Here is a 15,011-nt window from a genome sequence, read left to right on the forward strand (position 1 = left end):
AAGCCGGCGTAAGTAACGCCGGCTCATTATTTAATTTTTTTAAACTATTATATTAATAATCTGAATCTTCGCTGCTACGACCACGGTAACCGCTGTTTCCGCCGCGTCTGTCGCCACCGCCACCTCCGCTGTTTCTGTCTCTGTTGTAGCCACCGCCACCGCCGCCGCGTCTGTCGCCGCCACCGCCGCTATTTCTATCGCGATAGCCGCCACCGCCGCCGCCAAAGTTTCTGTTGCCGCCGCCAAAGCCGCCGCCACCTGCAGGGCGTTCTTTTTCGCGTGCTTCACTAACCGCAATGTTTTTGTCCATAACTTGTCTTTCGTTAAGTTCGGCAATGGCATTAGCGGCCTCTGCATTGTCGGGCATTTCAACAAACGCAAAGCATTTGCTTCTGCCTGTCTCGCGATCCATAATTAAGTTAACAGATTTTACCTCTCCGTAAGGGGCAAACAGGTCTGCAATTTGGGCTTCCTGAAATTGATAGGGCAGCCTGGCTACAAAAATTTTCATTAAACTATAAGTGTGTTGATTAAAAAGCTAAAGCAATTTTATAGTGTAAACATACACTAATAAATTTATAAACAATTACATAGCAAACTATAATTTGTTTTAAAAAGTTAAATGCTTTGAAACTTATTTTATCAGGTGGTTTACTTTCTCAACCAATTCGGTCAAATCAAAGGGTTTATTAATAATGGCATCACATCCGTAAGCAAATAATTCGTCGGCGTGATTTACGTAGGCAGAGAAAATAATTACGGGTACGTGCTTAAAGTTGGGGTGCGATTTGATCTGTCGGCAAAGTTCGCCGCCGTTGGTGCCCGAAACGCGGTAATCTAATATAACCAGGTTAGGATCAAACTCCTCAACCATGGGTATAACGTCTGTACTTTCGGACGTACTTTTTACATCAAATCGTTCATATGATAATGTTTCATGAACAATATCCAGAATGTCTTCGTTGTCGTCAAGAATAAGAATGCGTTTTGACATTTGTAAATGTTTAATATTCCGTATAAAGATCTGCAAATGTAAATGCTCCACGGAGCAACGCCTCTGACAAGTATTGTGGAATATGTTTACTGCAAAAGTAATTATTTTTTTTATTATGAAAATGTTTACAAAAAAAACTGTCTGCAACTAAATGTAATTATTTACGTATTTTAACATGTGCAACAATTACCTCCAACATCTGCCGGCTTTAACGAAAAATTGTTTTTACATACTTTTCAACTTGCGGGTACTTCTGTCATAATAAACGCCTGCAAGTTATACACCATTGTTGCTGCCAGTAATTCTTTCGCAAAAACATTCGGCTTTGAACCTACCGATTTAGAAGGGAAATATTTTTTTGATATTTTTTTAGATAATAATAACGGAGCAATAACCATATTAAAAAGTAATTTTAATATGGTTGTTGCAGAAAAAAGCAGATCGCAGGTAGCTGCTTATCCCGTTAATTCACTAATGGGAGCTTCAACTGTCAGCTATTGGTCGGCCACTAATGTACCTTTGCTTGATGAAAACGGAGAGGTGGCTTATATTATACATACTCCCGTAAATATAACAGACCAGATCAACCTGAAACATGAGCAGGCTGCCCGCATGCTTAATTTGCAGATACAGCAGGAACGCATGAACGAGTTGTTTATGAAAGCCCCTGTTGGTGTAACCTTTTTAAATAGCAACAACTTTATTATTGAATACGCCAACAGCGCTATTTGCGAAATGTGGAACCGGTATTTGTCCGAGGATGTAGTTGGCAAACCGGTTTTTGATGTAGTACTTGAAGCTGCTGAATTGCGTATTATTTTAGAAAAAGTTGTTAGAACGGGCAACCATTTTACTGCTACAGATGCGCCTGTTTTGTTGGGCAGGAATGGCGAGATAAAAACCTGTTACTTTGACCTGATATTTGAACCGCTGCGCGATGGAGAAAATGTTGTATCAGGCATTATTTGCATTGCTGTTGATGTAACCGAAAAGGTGGAAGCCAGATTGAAACTGGAGGATGCCGAACAGCGCCTGCGTTTGGCAACCGAAGCAACAGGGCTTGGCACGTGGGACCTTGATCTGCGAACCGAACGTATAATCTATTCGCCTTGGATAGCTGAGATATTTGGTTTTTCAGTCGAACAAGAGTTGACCCACCGCCAGATGTTTGACTGTATTCATCCTGATGATATTGCAATGGTGCGTAAAGCTTTTGAAACAGCCATACAGTCGGGACGTTACTTTTATGAGGCGCGCATAGTTTGGAGCGATGGTACAATAAGATGGATACGCACCATAGGTAAGGTTATTTATAATAACAGGCATGAACCTGTAAGAATGCTGGGTACTATTAATGATGTTACCGCTCAACGCAGCATTATTAATGAGTTAAAGGCCAGCGAAGAGAACCTGCGACTGGCCACCGAAGCCGCAGAGTTAGGTACGTTTGATCTGGACCTGATTAAGGGTACAATGGATTGGGACAAACGTTGCCGCGAATTATTTGGTATTTACACCCCAAGGCCGGTTAACTACCAGCATGATTTTTTAACCGGACTGCACCCTGACGACCGTGAACGCGTAGCTGCAGTTATTGCCAACTGCATGAACAAAAGCGTCAACAACGGCGATTATGATGTGGAGTACCGAACAATTGGTGTGGAAGATGAAAAATTACGCTGGATACGCGCCAAGGGTAAGGTATTTTTTGACGAGGGAGACAGGCCGGTAAGGTTTATGGGGGCGGTGATTGACATTACCGAGAACAAACTGGATGAGATACGTAAAAATGATTTCATTGCCATGGCCAGTCATGAATTGAAAACACCGCTCACGTCCCTCAAAGCTTACATACAGCTACTGCTGATGAAGGCGCGTAAAACCGATAATGAATTTTTAATATCATCGTTGAAAAAGTCGGAGAACCAGGTTAACAAAATGACCTCGCTTATTTATGGTTTTCTTGATCTGTCAAAAATAGAGGCCGGAAAGCTGAAGCTTAACTTGTCTGAGTTTGATATGAACACAGTTATTGAAGAAGTGATAGCCGAAAGCGAGCCAATTGCCCCGGGATACACTATTCAATTTGAGCGCACAACTGTTCTAAATATAAAGGCTGATGCCGAGAAGATAAGCCAGGTATTGGTCAACTTCATCAGTAACGCCGTTAAATACTCGCCTAAACACAGTACCATAAAAGTGGTGGCCATGCAAAAAGACGGATTTGTTAAAGTAGCCGTTCACGATGAAGGAATAGGCATTGATTCAGAAAGTCAACGCCATATTTTTGAACGTTTTTATCGTGTAGATCATCCCGAGACCAAGGGTTTTTCGGGCTTTGGTATAGGGCTTTACCTGTCTGCCGAGATCATAAAACTACATAAAGGTGTAATAGGAGTGGAGAGTAAGGAAAACGAAGGTTCTGCTTTTTATTTTGAATTGCCTGTTAATTTCTAAAAAGCCTCCCCAACACTCAGCATAAACATGCGCTGACCCCTGCTTATGCCATAGTCCAGGCCAATATTGGTATCAGATGCTTTGTTGAACTTTATGCGCATGCCTGCACCTGCGGCCGGGTTAATGTATTTAAATTTTCGCGAGTTTACCTCGCTGGCAGAGCTGGCGTTTGCAAATACCACAAACCCTAATAATCCATTACGGGTAATATCCCGGCGGTATTCCACTTCTAAATAAACCAGGCTCTCACCACGATAGCGGTTTTGCAATATACCCCGACCAGACCGTTGCCCGGGTTCCATACCAATGGCGGGTAAGTTAAGATAGGGCGTGCGTTGCGTTAGGGTGGTCCAGTAATAAGCCCAGAAAGCTACCATGTTTTTTTTCGGGCCGTCGCTTAGTTTCTCATATTTCCTTACATCAATATATAAGGAACGCCAGTTGTCTGTACTCCCCAGCGCCTGGTAGTTGAGGCGATAAATAAAATTGCCATACCATCCCGGCAATGGGTTAAGCGAGTTGTTTCGACTATCATATAGTACATTGAACGTTGGGCCCAAAGAAAATGAGCTCCCATTTGCAGTGGTTCCGTAGTTATAATTGGTAAATTGCCGAAAACTCATTTTTGCGCCGCCATCGCTGTCTATGTTAAAATAATAGTCCAGATTTATACCAATACCCAGATACAAGTAGGAGGTAACACGTTTAACAATGCTTTGATAAACGCGCAAGTACTTATAGTCAACCAAAAATTTTTGGTCATCGGGTTGCCCGGCACCAAGCCCCCACGTATACTGCGGATAAACCATATAGCGCGTATCTCCCTGAATATTGAACATGTTATTTTTTAGCCAGATATTAGAACGTATAGGCAATCCATAACGGCCGCTAAAGTTAAGATATGGTGTAAAGTTGACGTTAGACAGGTAAGTAGTTCGCGGGCTGCCCAAATAAAAGCCCGCGGTAGTTGAGGTTAGCAGCATCCTGTTTGGGCCGGCATCTGCTGATGAAACCGGTAAAATGGAAAAGTAGATACGTTTACCTGCGGTATCAGGTGTACGTTGGCTTTGAATCTTAAATACATCCCGTCCAATATCAATCAAGTCTGTTTTATTGGCTGTATCAATAACATTTTTGTTTTTAGGGTGATCACTACTAATTTGGGCGTAGAGTGTTACAGGAGCGGCACAAAAAATAAAAATCAGTATATGTTTAAGCATTAGCAGTATTAAAACTCATTGTAATAACGGTAGAATATACGATTTGTGCTTTGCATTATTTAAAAAAACATAAATCCAACATAAATTACCTTAGCCCAACACACACTTTAACCAAAAAAACGATCTTTGCGGCCTAATGACAAAAAAGAAATACTTTCTCACTGTGTTGATTTTAGGCTGCTTGACAGCACTTTCGCCTTTTTCTATTGATATGTATTTGCCCGGTTTCCCGGATATAGCAAAATCATTGAATACCACTACGGCACAGGTTGCTTTGTCGCTATCCAGTTATTTTATTGGGCTGGCAGGCGGACAATTATTATACGGCCCTTTGCTTGACAGATTTGGCCGTAAACCACCGCTATACATTGGCCTGGCAGTTTACATAGCCGCATCTATAGGCTGTTTTATGGCGGCAGACATTAACACATTAATTATACTTCGGTTTGTTCAAGCAGTGGGTGGCTGCGCTGCCGGTGTTGCGTCAATGACCATGGTGCGTGATCTGTTCCCTGTGGAGGAAAACGCTAAAGTATTTGCCTTGTTGATTTTGGTTTTAGGTGCATCGCCAATGGTTGCGCCAACAGTTGGCGGTTATGTTACCGCCGCTTTCAACTGGCATTTAATATTTGTAATATTAGGTTTGATGGCCGTATTACTAATACCGGCTGTAATATGGCTGCCGGATACTTATCAACCTAATGTAAATTACTCCCTAAAGCCGTCACCTATCATTAACAGCTTTTGGGGTGTAGCCAAAACTCCGCAGTTTATTACCTACGCATTGGCAGGTGCCTTATCATTCATGGGTTTATTTGTTTATGTATCGGGGTCGCCAATGGTGTTTATGGAGATATTTAAAGTAGGCGCCAAAACCTACGGGTGGATATTTGCCGGATTGTCGATCGGCTTCATCGGTGCAAGTCAGGTCAATAATATTCTGCTTAAAAAATTTACCAGCGAGCAAATTGCACGTACTGCGCTAACTGTTCAGGTTATTAGTTCAACCGTGTTTTTTATAGGTTCCTATTACGGCATATTCGGGTTAGCCGGAACTATTGCTATGGTTTTTATTATGTTATGCTGCGTTGGTACTACCAACCCCAATGCTTCAGCATTGTCATTGGCACCATTCGCAACAAACGCAGGTACAGCATCATCACTGTTAGGTGCCTTGCAGTTGGGTTTAGGCTCTTTCAGTACCATGCTTATCAGTTATTTCAATAGTCCTACTACAGTACCTATGTCGGGCATTATGGCTGCATCGGCAATAATGGCTTTGGTAGTATTGTTGGTAGGAAGGCGTTTTATTAAACACCAGGTTAAGGCAACCGGCACTGTGGTAGGCGGGCATTAGTAGTTGTTGGCATTCTGAGCAATAGCGAAGAATCTTGTACGCATTGCCAACCCGTCGCTTGGTGCAGCATTATTTATAAGATTCTTCGCTATCGCTCAGAATGACAATTATTTTTTGGTGGTATTATAGATTTTTAATTCGAATAAACGCTCTCTGCTCTATTCCTCAAATTATACCCCGAAGCCATTACTTCCCCATAAGCGCCTGCGGTACGTACAGCTATCAGGTCGCCACGGAATGATTCCGGAAGCTCCACATCCTTACGGAAACAATCCGTACTCTCGCAAATAGGCCCAACAACGTCATAATGAATAGTATCTTTCAAACCTTCGGACTTTTCGACTTCCGGACTATTAGCTTGCCTGCTGATATTCTCAATTTCGTGATAAGCCTGGTACAACATAGGGCGCATTAGCTCGGTCATACCTGCATCTAAAACCAGGAAATTCTTTTTCTGGCCGTTTTTTACGTAGAGTACCCTTGATATTAATGAGGCACATTGTGCAACTAAAGCACGGCCTAATTCAAAATGCACTTCCTGACCCGGTTTTACATTCAGAAAATCTTTAAATACTTTAAAGTAGCCCTCAAAGTTGGCTACGGTGTTGGTATCAGGATTGTAATAGTCTACACCTAAACCGCCTCCCGCGTTCAAAATTTTAACTTTAAGTCCGCGGTCTTCAAACCACTCCTGCATTTCATTAATGCGGATGCACAGGCTACGGTAAACTTCCAGATCTGTAATTTGTGAACCGATATGGAAGTGTATGCCCAAAAACTGCAGGTTTTTGCACGCGCGCAGTGTTTCTACCACATCATTTAACTGCCAGGTATTAATGCCGAATTTATTTTCGTCTAAACCGGTGGTAATGTAGTGGTGGGTGTGCGCGTCAACGTTGGGGTTGATGCGAATAGCTACACCAGCTGTTTTGTTTTTGGCCTGAGCTAATTCATTAATGATGGTCAGTTCCTGTACAGATTCAACGTTAAAGCAGAATATGTCGGCATCTAAAGCAGCATTGATCTCCCGGTCAGATTTACCCACACCAGCAAATACCACCTTGTCTTTACCAAAGCCATGCTCAATTGCTGCCTGTACCTCACCGCCGCTCACACAATCGGCACCAAAACCAAAAGATTGGATCATCTCTAACACCCTGGGGTTAAAGTTGGCCTTCATGGCATAATGTACATGGAAGTTGTATTTTGATGAAGCTGAGTGGCATGCTGCCAGCGTTTGGCGCAACACTTCCATATTGTAGAAATAAAACGGCGTTTCAATGCCCTGGAAACGCGAAACTGTATTTTGGTTGAACATTTTTCCCCCTCTAAATCTCCCCCTAAAGGGTGAGACTTTTGTTGATTGTGTTTCTTATTAATTTATAAAGCCCTCCCTTTCAGGGGAGGGTTGGGTGGGGCTAAAACAGTCTGCTATGCAAACTTCTCAAAGCTTCCACTTTATCTTCGGTTTTTATCAATACCGAAAGGTTATGGTCACTGCCGCCGTAGCTGATCATACGTAATGGTAAATGCTTTAAAGCTTCCAACACACGCGAACCAAAGCCATGCTTATCGGCAGCAAAATCGCCAACCACACAAATAATGGTTTGTTCGGTATCAATTTCTACATTGCCAAAAGCCTCTAACTCTGCCAAGATCTCTTTCAGGTAAGTTGTGTCGTCTATACTCAATGATACGGCCACTTCCGAAGTGGTGATCATATCAATAGACGTTCTGTATCGTTCAAAAACTTCAAACACACGGCGTAAAAAGCCGTAAGCCAGCAACATGCGGCTCGATACAATTTTTATAGCGGTAATACCGTCTTTAGCGGCAATAGATTTTATTTTATTCTTTTCGCTATCATTAGTGATCAGGGTGCCTTGCGCTTTCGGCTCCATGGTGTTAAGCAGTCGTACCGGTATTTTGTACTTCTGCGCCGGGAACACGCTTTGCGGATGCAATATTTTAGCGCCGAAGTAAGCCAGTTCGGCAGCCTCATCAAATGAAAGTTGGGCGATAGGAGCGGTGCCTTTAACAATCCGCGGATCATTATTGTGCATGCCATCAATATCTGTCCATATCTGTATTTCTTCACTGCGGATGCCTGCACCAATCAGTGATGCCGTATAATCGCTTCCGCCACGGCGCAGATTGTCAATCTCGCCAAATGCATTGCGGCAAATGTAACCCTGGGTAATAAATATTTTATTATCAGGATATTGTTCTAAAAGTGGCGTAAGGTGCGAAGTAATGTAGTCAACCACAGGTTCATTGTCCTCGTCTGTCTTCATAAAATCAAGCGCGGGCAACAATACTGAAGGAACGCCAATTTCTTTTAGATAAACATGGTATAATGTGGTTGAAAGTAACTCGCCTTGTGCCAGAATGATCTTCTCTTCAATAGTAGTGAAAAGGTCATTAGCCAGACTGCTCAGTAACGAAAAGTGATAATCTATTACTTCCTTACCTTGTCTTAAAAACTCGGGTTGGGCAAAAAGTTCTTTAATAAAAACCTCGTACTTTTCCTTTAAGATGCTGATTAATTGAGCCGCCTTTGCCTTATCACTGCTTTGATAAGCTTGTGCTATTTCTACCAAACTGTTGGTTGTACCCGATACTGCCGATAGTACAACTATCTGCCTTTCGGAAGCATCAATAATATCCAACAGTTTCTTCATCCGCTCGGGACTGCCTACTGATGTTCCGCCAAATTTTAAAACTTTCATTTTGTGTTTTATAGTCAGCGCACCGCTTAATTTAACCGGCTAAAGTGCTAAACGGTACGTGTTTTAGAGGCGCTAAAAATAGGGTTTTAAAAAGATTTAATTGTTAATGCACACAATAAAATTACTATCTCTATCTGATGGTAGTTATAGTATCTCCTAATTACCTGCCATGTTATGATTATCATATCAGTTAAGCAGTTATTCAAAATAAAATTGCTTAAAACGACGTAAATACTGACGTATAAGTGAGTTTTGCTAAAAATATGGCAAACAGAATTGTGTAGCCCAATTTTAATTTCGAGATTTACAGTAGGTTATTTTAATAGGGGTATTAAATAGCTAACCAGAGTCACCTGCTTATGCAGGTGGCTTTTTTTGTTGCCATTAAATTTTCCAGATCTATCAGGTGTTGACACTTTTAGTTAAAGCAATCCATTTTCCTTAAATACCATCTGCAGAATTTCTTTTGTGGTATCGGGGTAATCTACTTTAATAACCTCTCCATTGTTTATCCAGTTCAGTATGGTCTCGTGGTGTTTTGATTTCAGGCTTTTTATAACAGGTACGCCCATGTCTTTCAAAGCGGCAGCGTTCAATTGCTGTTCGTACTGGTTTTTCATGGGGATAACCAGTAATTTCTTTTTCATGAACAAAGCCTCGGCAGGGGTTTCAAAGCCGGCACCGCAAAGCACACCTTCGCTTTCGGCCATGCTTTTTATAAATGCTTTGTTGTTAATGGGCTGAATAAAGATATTATTGTATTGTTTCGGCTTACTGTTGTGTTTTGAAAAAACGTCCCAGTGCACGTCCGGAAACTCGGCCAGGCGTTTGATAAGGCGTTTGTCATCATAGGCAGGCAAGTAAACCGTGTAGTGGCCTTTGTTGCTTACACGTTGCTCGCGCACCTGCTGACGAATAACCGGTGTAAAAGTTTTCTTGTCGTATTTTTTAAAGTGAAAGCCATATTGGGCGGTTACCGGCGCGTAGTTCTTCAACACCAGTTTTCCTACCATGTCAGACTCCTCAGGCTTTGGCGTATGCTCATTTAACACTGCTGCCTGATGGCTCAACCCAATGCAGGGTTTATCATTTAGGTAACATGCCCATGCAGAAACGGGTTCAAAGTCGTTAACAACAATGTCGTATTTATCAATGGGTAGTTCTTTTATCTCTTTAAGGAATTTACGGAAACGCGATTTTAAGAATGATTTCCAAATATCAACGCCCCCGGATTTCCCAAAAATGAAACCGAAGCCGTTAAGTTTGTATTTGATGGGGAAGGGTAGGTTAAGGTCGCCCTGATTGCCGCTCACCAGCACATCAACATCGCCCATTTGCTGCAGCAGCGGCACAATATCCATTGAACGGCTTAGGTGGCCGTTACCCGTGCCTTGTATAGCGTAAAGTATCTTCATTAAGTGTGTTTAATTAAAGAGCATTAACATATAAAGAGAGCAATTTGTTGCTCTCTTTATAATTAACTGATCTTATTATTTAAATGAAAAAAGAACGGTGGTTTAGCGCCTCATTTAATTAATGCTGCAAAGCTATACGCACAGTATTAAACGCGTGTTAAGTTATTGTTAGATGTTAAGTACAGAAAAACCAGGCTTAAGCTGTTTTCTTTTTGAGCGTAATAACGGTTATTTCCGGCCAGATGCCTAACCGGCCAGAGAAGGCAAGGAAGCCGAAACCACGATTAACGTACAGGTAACGGTTTTTTTGATGGATCAAACCGGCCCAGTTAAGGTAACGGTATTGAACCGGGCTCCAACGTATACCGGCAACCTCAACACCAAACTGAGCGCCGTGCGTATGGCCGGATAAAGTTAAATGAATATCAACCGGATACTTACGTACCTGCTCTTCCCAGTGGGTTGGGTCGTGAGATAGCAATATTTTGAAAGCGTCTTTGTCTACGCCACGCATTGCTTTGTTCAGGTCGCCTATTTGCACAAAACCACGTCCCCAGTTTTGAATACCTACCAATGTTATTTTTTGACCATTTTTTTCCAGTTCGATGTGCTCATCTAAAAGCAAACGGAAGCCGATTTCTTTATGGTGACGTTTGAGTTTATCCAGATTATCAGCTTTTTCCTTTTCGCTGCCCCACTGAACATAATCACCGTAATCATGATTGCCTAAAATGGAATATTGCCCGTAAGGTGAACGCAGTTTGCTGAAGTTGTCTATGTACTGCTCTATCTCGTCGGAATGGTTATTAACCAGATCGCCGGTAAATACAAACAGATCGCTTTTCTGGGCCTGCGCAAGGTCAATACCTTTTTGCATAGCGGCCTCATTATCAAAACTTCCTGAGTGAATATCTGATAGCTGCGTAATGGTAAAGCCATCAAACGCTTCGGGCAATTCATCAAAGTAAATGGTTTTGCGGTGCACCCGGTAATCGTACTTGCCCCTTACAATGGCATACAAAAATCCGAAGAAAGGAAACGCGGCTATTAGAACGGCCAATTCGCTGATGAATTTTCTACGGCCGGGAAAGTGTGCTGTTCCTTTTGGTTGAGTAGCCAAATTATAAACGCCCACAAAAACACCACCCAGATCGCCCAGGCCAAGTATAATGGCAAAAACCAGCTTAGTTACTAAAAAACCCAAAAACAGGCTTAACATCCACTCATTAAAATGGTTCATGCCCGCACGGCCACGCATGGTGCCAAAACTTATTAAAAAAATAATGGTCACTGCTACAGATAGGAGCGGGAATCCGTAAGTAAGCACCGCCCGTGCAATTTGCGATTTCCAGTCTGCAGTTAAAGTTTTTAGTCCGGAGAATACGTACCAGTCTAAAAGGAAACTAATTAATGCAACTATTAAAAAAATGGGAAGGAAATTGCCTCTGCGCATGCGTGTTAGAAAACTTTAAGCCGCAATTTAAAAAAGCAAAGCTAATTTGGATGTAAAATTTATGCTTTGCCTGGAATAAGGCTTTCCGCAATTATTAATAATACCTGGGATGCTCGTAACGCAGGCCGCGGTTTTCGTCGTAATTTTTGTGATAACGATCATTGCTGTAGCTGTGGTTGTGCCTTACATGACGATGCACCATGCAGCCTGAACTACTAACTGTAATAATTAAACCGGTAACAGCAATTAAATTAATGATTGATTTTTTCATGATACATACCCTTCCACTTCAAATACGCTATTATTTAAACTGAAAAGAAATGCTAAGGTTTAATTGCAGCAAAGTTTTTAATGTTTGGCCACCAACCTGCTGATCAAAATTAAAACTGCGTTAAGTATAATGAAACCTATCAACAAAAAGCCGCAGTTAACCATCACTTTATCAAACCCTAAAGTGCTAACTTCTAAAAAGTTGTAAGGGTAGTAGCTTGTAAATGCCCCTCGTATTAAAACATATATTGTGTAAAATAGGGGATATACCAGCCACAACAGCACATTGATCCACTTGATGCGCGTTTTTTTGACGAGAAACAACCAGAAAAGCACAAATGCAATCGGACTCAAAATATGAAAAATATCGCTTGTAGTTTTAAAAAGACCCACAGGGTGGAACTGGGTGCGGAGCATAAAATGATAAACCAAACCAACAATAATAATATAAGCAGCCATTGCTCCAATTACATGTGGAGCAGCAAAGAACCTGCCCAATTTTGATTGAGGCTTTAAAACAAGAAGGCTTAACAATAGCGCCAGCAGGAGATTGGTTTGAATGGTGAAGTAGCTCAACAGTTGAACTATGGCTCCGCCTAACGTGCGGCCTTTTTCCAGATAATCAGGAATAGAAATGTAAAACTGCAATATAATGCCTATCCATATGATCAAGGCTAATAGAGCTGCATAGGCAAGCTGGACTTTGCTTTTCATTTTTTCTTGCCGGTACGTTTTTGTGAAGTGGCTTGCCAGGCGGTGGTTAGGGCATCTTCCAGCATGTCTTGTCTTACGTTAGTCAAATCAAAAAAGGTACATCCCTGTAAGCCCCACTTGTTTGGAACCGGATAGATCACTGTAGGGTCAAATGCTGAAAATACCGATTGGTCTATTAGCGAAAGCTTGACCATGGCACGTTGCTCGGGTACCCAAAGTGTAGCAAATGTACGTTTATTAGCGCGGAAAGCCGGTTTGCCAAAATGGTCGTATTCCTCCGTGCCGGGCAGTGAAAGCGCGAATGCTCTAACAGCTTCTATTTCGACCATGTAGCTAATTAATTTTGAATTAAAGATAACCTATCAAAGTGAATAAAAGCAAACGGCCCTCAAATTTTGAGGGCCGTTTGCCATTCTGTTCTTTGTTGTACATTATCTTCTGTAGGCAACATAGCAAGGTTGGTTAACATAGTAACGGTTGCCATGACGGTAGTGAACTACCTGACGATACCTTGCCGGACCGCGGTGTACAATAACCGGGCGATGGCGTACAACCACGGGGCGTTCGTATACAACAGGGGCGCGGTGTACAACTACCGGTCTGTTTACTACAACCACCTGGCGTGGCGGCGGTGTACCTATATGAATGCCTACGCTAACCTGCGCGTTGGCAGCCTGAAATCCTAACACTAATGCTATTGTTGCTATGGCTAATTTTAAAGTTTTCATTGTAGTATGTGTTAAAAATATAAACTGTTGTTGTTTGTATTGATATGACAAACACAGCTATGCAGGGTTTAACAAATACTTTGCATAATGTTGTAAAAAGCTGTAAAACAACTTATTAAAATGGCTTGTAGTTGATAATATGACGATAAAACAAAACAACTTGTTCTATTCATACGCCGTTAACCTGTTTCTAAGCAGGCGCATCTCTTCCTGAACAGCTTCCAGGCGCTGCAACAGGTGGGTTATTGCTTCTATGCCTGCAGTGTTAATTTCCAGCTCATTGTGCAGGCGTATCAACCGTTCCAGTTTCTGCAATTCATGTTCAGGAATGTAGTGCTCCTGATCTATTATGGTGATCTCAATTAACCCTGCATCTTTCAACTCTGCAATAAATGTATCTTCTACCTCGTGGTAAATGCAAAATTGTTTGGCAGCTATTAAACTCTCTGTTCTCATAATAGTTACGTTTTATGATGATTTGGCCAGTTCTTCAAATAATTGCTTTTGCTTTTCGGTAAGGTTGGTAGGTATTTGCACATCATAGGTTATGTACAGGTCGCCGTGGGCGCCTTCTTTTTTGTAAACAGGTAAGCCTTTCCCTTTCAATTTAACCTTGGTTCCGTTTTGGGTTTCGGGTGCTACCTTTAGTTTTACTTTTCCGGTGAGGGTTTCAATGGTAAGTTCGCCGCCCAGTACGGCTGTGTAAACATCAATTTTAGCCGTTGCAAAAAGATCCGCTCCCTGTCGCTTAAAACGCGGATCATCTGCTACCAAAAACTTAATAAAAAGATCGCCTGCCGGACCGCCGTTTACTCCTGCACCCCCGTGCCCTGCAATTTTTATGGTTTGCCCGTTTTCAACGCCCGCCGGTATGGTAATGCGTATGTTTTTGCCGTTTACGGTAAGTGTTTGTTTATGTGTTTCTGCAATCTGGGTAAGATCAAGCTGTAACTCTGCATTATAATCCTGACCACGGTAACGCGCCTGCCTGCCGCGCCCTCCGCCAGCGGCACCCCCAAACATTGATTGAAAAAAGTCTGAGAAATCGCCGCCATTGCCAAAGCCTTCAAAATCAAAAGCCTGCCCGCCACCGCCGCCGTACTGGCGCTGTTGCCTTTGTTGCTGTGCTTGCTCGTAAGCTTCGCCATGCTGCCAGTTTTCACCGTATTTATCGTATTTCTTTCGCTTTTCGGGGTCGCTCAATACCTCGTTGGCTTCGTTAAGCTGCTGAAATTTTTTGTTGGCTTCCTCATCGTTAGGGTTAAGGTCGGGGTGGTACTTACGCGCCAGTTTACGGTAAGCGTTTTTAATATCTTTATCTGATGCCGATTTATCAAGGCCTAAAACCTTGTAATAATCAATAAATGCCATAGCTGTTACTTGTAGGTATTAAACCCTAAAAATAACACATTGGTTTTTATAAATAAATGATCGGAGGCAGGAAATTACCTGTCGGCAATACCGGCGCGGCCACGCTTTACGTAGTTGCGGATGTCAAGCACAATACCTGCGAAGAAGTAAAATATAAGCGGAAAGCCTACAGCTAAGAAAGAAGAATAAATAAAAAATAACCTGATCTTGGAAATAGAAACGTTAAAGCGTTCGCCTAAATAAGTACAAACCCCAAAGGAGTAACGTTCAAAAAAGGTGATCAACTTTTGTAGCATAATGAGT

At 42.1% G+C, this 15,011-nt stretch carries 16 protein-coding genes; 2 read left to right on the plus strand and 14 right to left on the minus strand.

Annotation, left to right across the window (positions count from 1 at the left end; translation table 11 throughout):
- Nucleotides 1–52: 52 nt before the first annotated feature.
- Together CLV57_RS07965 and CLV57_RS07970 are read right to left on the minus strand one after the other, a co-directional pair.
- Entirely contained in the window at nucleotides 53–511 is a 459-nt protein-coding gene (locus tag CLV57_RS07965) for an RNA recognition motif domain-containing protein (RefSeq protein WP_100340777.1), read from the minus strand.
- A 123-nt stretch (nucleotides 512–634) separates the two neighbouring features.
- Nucleotides 635–994 carry a response regulator gene (locus CLV57_RS07970; RefSeq protein WP_100340778.1) on the minus strand — a complete coding sequence of 120 codons (360 nt, stop codon included), beginning with the start codon at nucleotides 992–994 and terminating at the stop codon, nucleotides 635–637.
- Nucleotides 995–1,171: 177 nt separating this feature from the next.
- Between CLV57_RS07970 and CLV57_RS07975 the strand changes: the two genes are divergently transcribed.
- Complete coding sequence (locus CLV57_RS07975) at nucleotides 1,172–3,451, plus strand: PAS domain-containing sensor histidine kinase (protein ID WP_100340779.1); 2,280 nt, start codon at nucleotides 1,172–1,174, stop codon at nucleotides 3,449–3,451.
- On the opposite strand, the gene CLV57_RS07980 is transcribed toward CLV57_RS07975, so the two are convergent.
- On the minus strand, nucleotides 3,448–4,671 hold the full coding sequence (locus tag CLV57_RS07980; RefSeq protein ID WP_100340780.1) for a BamA/TamA family outer membrane protein: 1,224 nt from the start codon (nucleotides 4,669–4,671) through the stop codon (nucleotides 3,448–3,450). The two genes, CLV57_RS07975 and CLV57_RS07980, sit on opposite strands and share 4 nt — an antisense overlap.
- A 136-nt stretch (nucleotides 4,672–4,807) precedes the next feature.
- Here CLV57_RS07980 and CLV57_RS07985 point away from each other — a divergent pair, with 136 nt between their 5' ends.
- Entirely contained in the window at nucleotides 4,808–6,028 is a 1,221-nt protein-coding gene (locus CLV57_RS07985) for a multidrug effflux MFS transporter (protein WP_100340781.1), read from the plus strand.
- 133 nt (nucleotides 6,029–6,161) lie between these two features.
- Here the strand turns inward: CLV57_RS07985 and lysA are convergent, their stop codons facing one another.
- The 11 genes from lysA to CLV57_RS08035 all read right to left on the minus strand — a co-directional run bounded on the left by lysA (nucleotide 6,162) and on the right by CLV57_RS08035 (nucleotide 15,004).
- Complete coding sequence (lysA, locus tag CLV57_RS07990) at nucleotides 6,162–7,346, minus strand: diaminopimelate decarboxylase (protein ID WP_100340782.1); 1,185 nt, start codon at nucleotides 7,344–7,346, stop codon at nucleotides 6,162–6,164.
- 100 nt (nucleotides 7,347–7,446) lie between these two features.
- Entirely contained in the window at nucleotides 7,447–8,757 is a 1,311-nt protein-coding gene (locus CLV57_RS07995; RefSeq protein WP_100340783.1) for an aspartate kinase, read from the minus strand.
- Nucleotides 8,758–9,179: 422 nt separating this feature from the next.
- Nucleotides 9,180–10,172, minus strand: a complete 993-nt coding sequence (locus CLV57_RS08000) for a glycosyltransferase family protein (protein ID WP_100340784.1) — start codon at nucleotides 10,170–10,172, stop codon at nucleotides 9,180–9,182.
- Nucleotides 10,173–10,368: 196 nt separating this feature from the next.
- Nucleotides 10,369–11,625: a metallophosphoesterase gene (locus tag CLV57_RS08005; RefSeq protein ID WP_100340785.1), complete on the minus strand. Its 1,257-nt coding sequence runs from the start codon at nucleotides 11,623–11,625 to the stop codon at nucleotides 10,369–10,371.
- 94 nt (nucleotides 11,626–11,719) lie between these two features.
- Nucleotides 11,720–11,896 carry a hypothetical protein gene (locus CLV57_RS18345; RefSeq protein WP_157799100.1) on the minus strand — a complete coding sequence of 59 codons (177 nt, stop codon included), beginning with the start codon at nucleotides 11,894–11,896 and terminating at the stop codon, nucleotides 11,720–11,722.
- 77 nt (nucleotides 11,897–11,973) lie between these two features.
- On the minus strand, nucleotides 11,974–12,609 hold the full coding sequence (locus CLV57_RS08010) for a Pr6Pr family membrane protein (RefSeq protein ID WP_100340786.1): 636 nt from the start codon (nucleotides 12,607–12,609) through the stop codon (nucleotides 11,974–11,976).
- On the minus strand, nucleotides 12,606–12,938 hold the full coding sequence (locus CLV57_RS08015) for an MmcQ/YjbR family DNA-binding protein (RefSeq protein WP_100340787.1): 333 nt from the start codon (nucleotides 12,936–12,938) through the stop codon (nucleotides 12,606–12,608). Before CLV57_RS08015 ends, CLV57_RS08010 begins: the two co-directional genes overlap by 4 nt.
- Before the next feature lie 102 nt (nucleotides 12,939–13,040).
- Nucleotides 13,041–13,337, minus strand: coding sequence for a hypothetical protein (locus CLV57_RS08020; protein ID WP_100340788.1), 297 nt, complete (start codon nucleotides 13,335–13,337; stop codon nucleotides 13,041–13,043).
- Nucleotides 13,338–13,502: 165 nt separating this feature from the next.
- Nucleotides 13,503–13,793: a chaperone modulator CbpM gene (locus tag CLV57_RS08025; RefSeq protein WP_100340789.1), complete on the minus strand. Its 291-nt coding sequence runs from the start codon at nucleotides 13,791–13,793 to the stop codon at nucleotides 13,503–13,505.
- A 12-nt stretch (nucleotides 13,794–13,805) separates the two neighbouring features.
- Nucleotides 13,806–14,708, minus strand: coding sequence for a DnaJ C-terminal domain-containing protein (locus CLV57_RS08030; protein WP_100340790.1), 903 nt, complete (start codon nucleotides 14,706–14,708; stop codon nucleotides 13,806–13,808).
- 74 nt (nucleotides 14,709–14,782) lie between these two features.
- On the minus strand, nucleotides 14,783–15,004 hold the full coding sequence (locus CLV57_RS08035; RefSeq protein WP_100340791.1) for a PspC domain-containing protein: 222 nt from the start codon (nucleotides 15,002–15,004) through the stop codon (nucleotides 14,783–14,785).
- Nucleotides 15,005–15,011 lie beyond the last annotated feature (7 nt).

The organism is Mucilaginibacter auburnensis, from assembly GCF_002797815.1.
Lineage (GTDB): Bacteria > Bacteroidota > Bacteroidia > Sphingobacteriales > Sphingobacteriaceae > Mucilaginibacter > Mucilaginibacter auburnensis.

Coding starts and splice junctions, on each gene's coding strand:
- CLV57_RS07965 (WP_100340777.1), bottom strand. CDS start 511: ATGAAAATTTTTGTAGCCAGGCTGCCCTATCAATTTCAGGAAGCCCAA.
- CLV57_RS07970 (WP_100340778.1), bottom strand. CDS start 994: ATGTCAAAACGCATTCTTATTCTTGACGACAACGAAGACATTCTGGAT.
- CLV57_RS07980 (WP_100340780.1), bottom strand. CDS start 4,671: ATGCTTAAACATATACTGATTTTTATTTTTTGTGCCGCTCCTGTAACA.
- CLV57_RS07985 (WP_100340781.1), top strand. CDS start 4,808: ATGACAAAAAAGAAATACTTTCTCACTGTGTTGATTTTAGGCTGCTTG.
- lysA (WP_100340782.1), bottom strand. CDS start 7,346: ATGTTCAACCAAAATACAGTTTCGCGTTTCCAGGGCATTGAAACGCCG.
- CLV57_RS07995 (WP_100340783.1), bottom strand. CDS start 8,757: ATGAAAGTTTTAAAATTTGGCGGAACATCAGTAGGCAGTCCCGAGCGG.
- CLV57_RS08000 (WP_100340784.1), bottom strand. CDS start 10,172: ATGAAGATACTTTACGCTATACAAGGCACGGGTAACGGCCACCTAAGC.
- CLV57_RS08005 (WP_100340785.1), bottom strand. CDS start 11,625: ATGCGCAGAGGCAATTTCCTTCCCATTTTTTTAATAGTTGCATTAATT.
- CLV57_RS18345 (WP_157799100.1), bottom strand. CDS start 11,896: ATGAAAAAATCAATCATTAATTTAATTGCTGTTACCGGTTTAATTATT.
- CLV57_RS08010 (WP_100340786.1), bottom strand. CDS start 12,609: ATGAAAAGCAAAGTCCAGCTTGCCTATGCAGCTCTATTAGCCTTGATC.
- CLV57_RS08015 (WP_100340787.1), bottom strand. CDS start 12,938: ATGGTCGAAATAGAAGCTGTTAGAGCATTCGCGCTTTCACTGCCCGGC.
- CLV57_RS08020 (WP_100340788.1), bottom strand. CDS start 13,337: ATGAAAACTTTAAAATTAGCCATAGCAACAATAGCATTAGTGTTAGGA.
- CLV57_RS08025 (WP_100340789.1), bottom strand. CDS start 13,793: ATGAGAACAGAGAGTTTAATAGCTGCCAAACAATTTTGCATTTACCAC.
- CLV57_RS08030 (WP_100340790.1), bottom strand. CDS start 14,708: ATGGCATTTATTGATTATTACAAGGTTTTAGGCCTTGATAAATCGGCA.
- CLV57_RS08035 (WP_100340791.1), bottom strand. CDS start 15,004: ATGCTACAAAAGTTGATCACCTTTTTTGAACGTTACTCCTTTGGGGTT.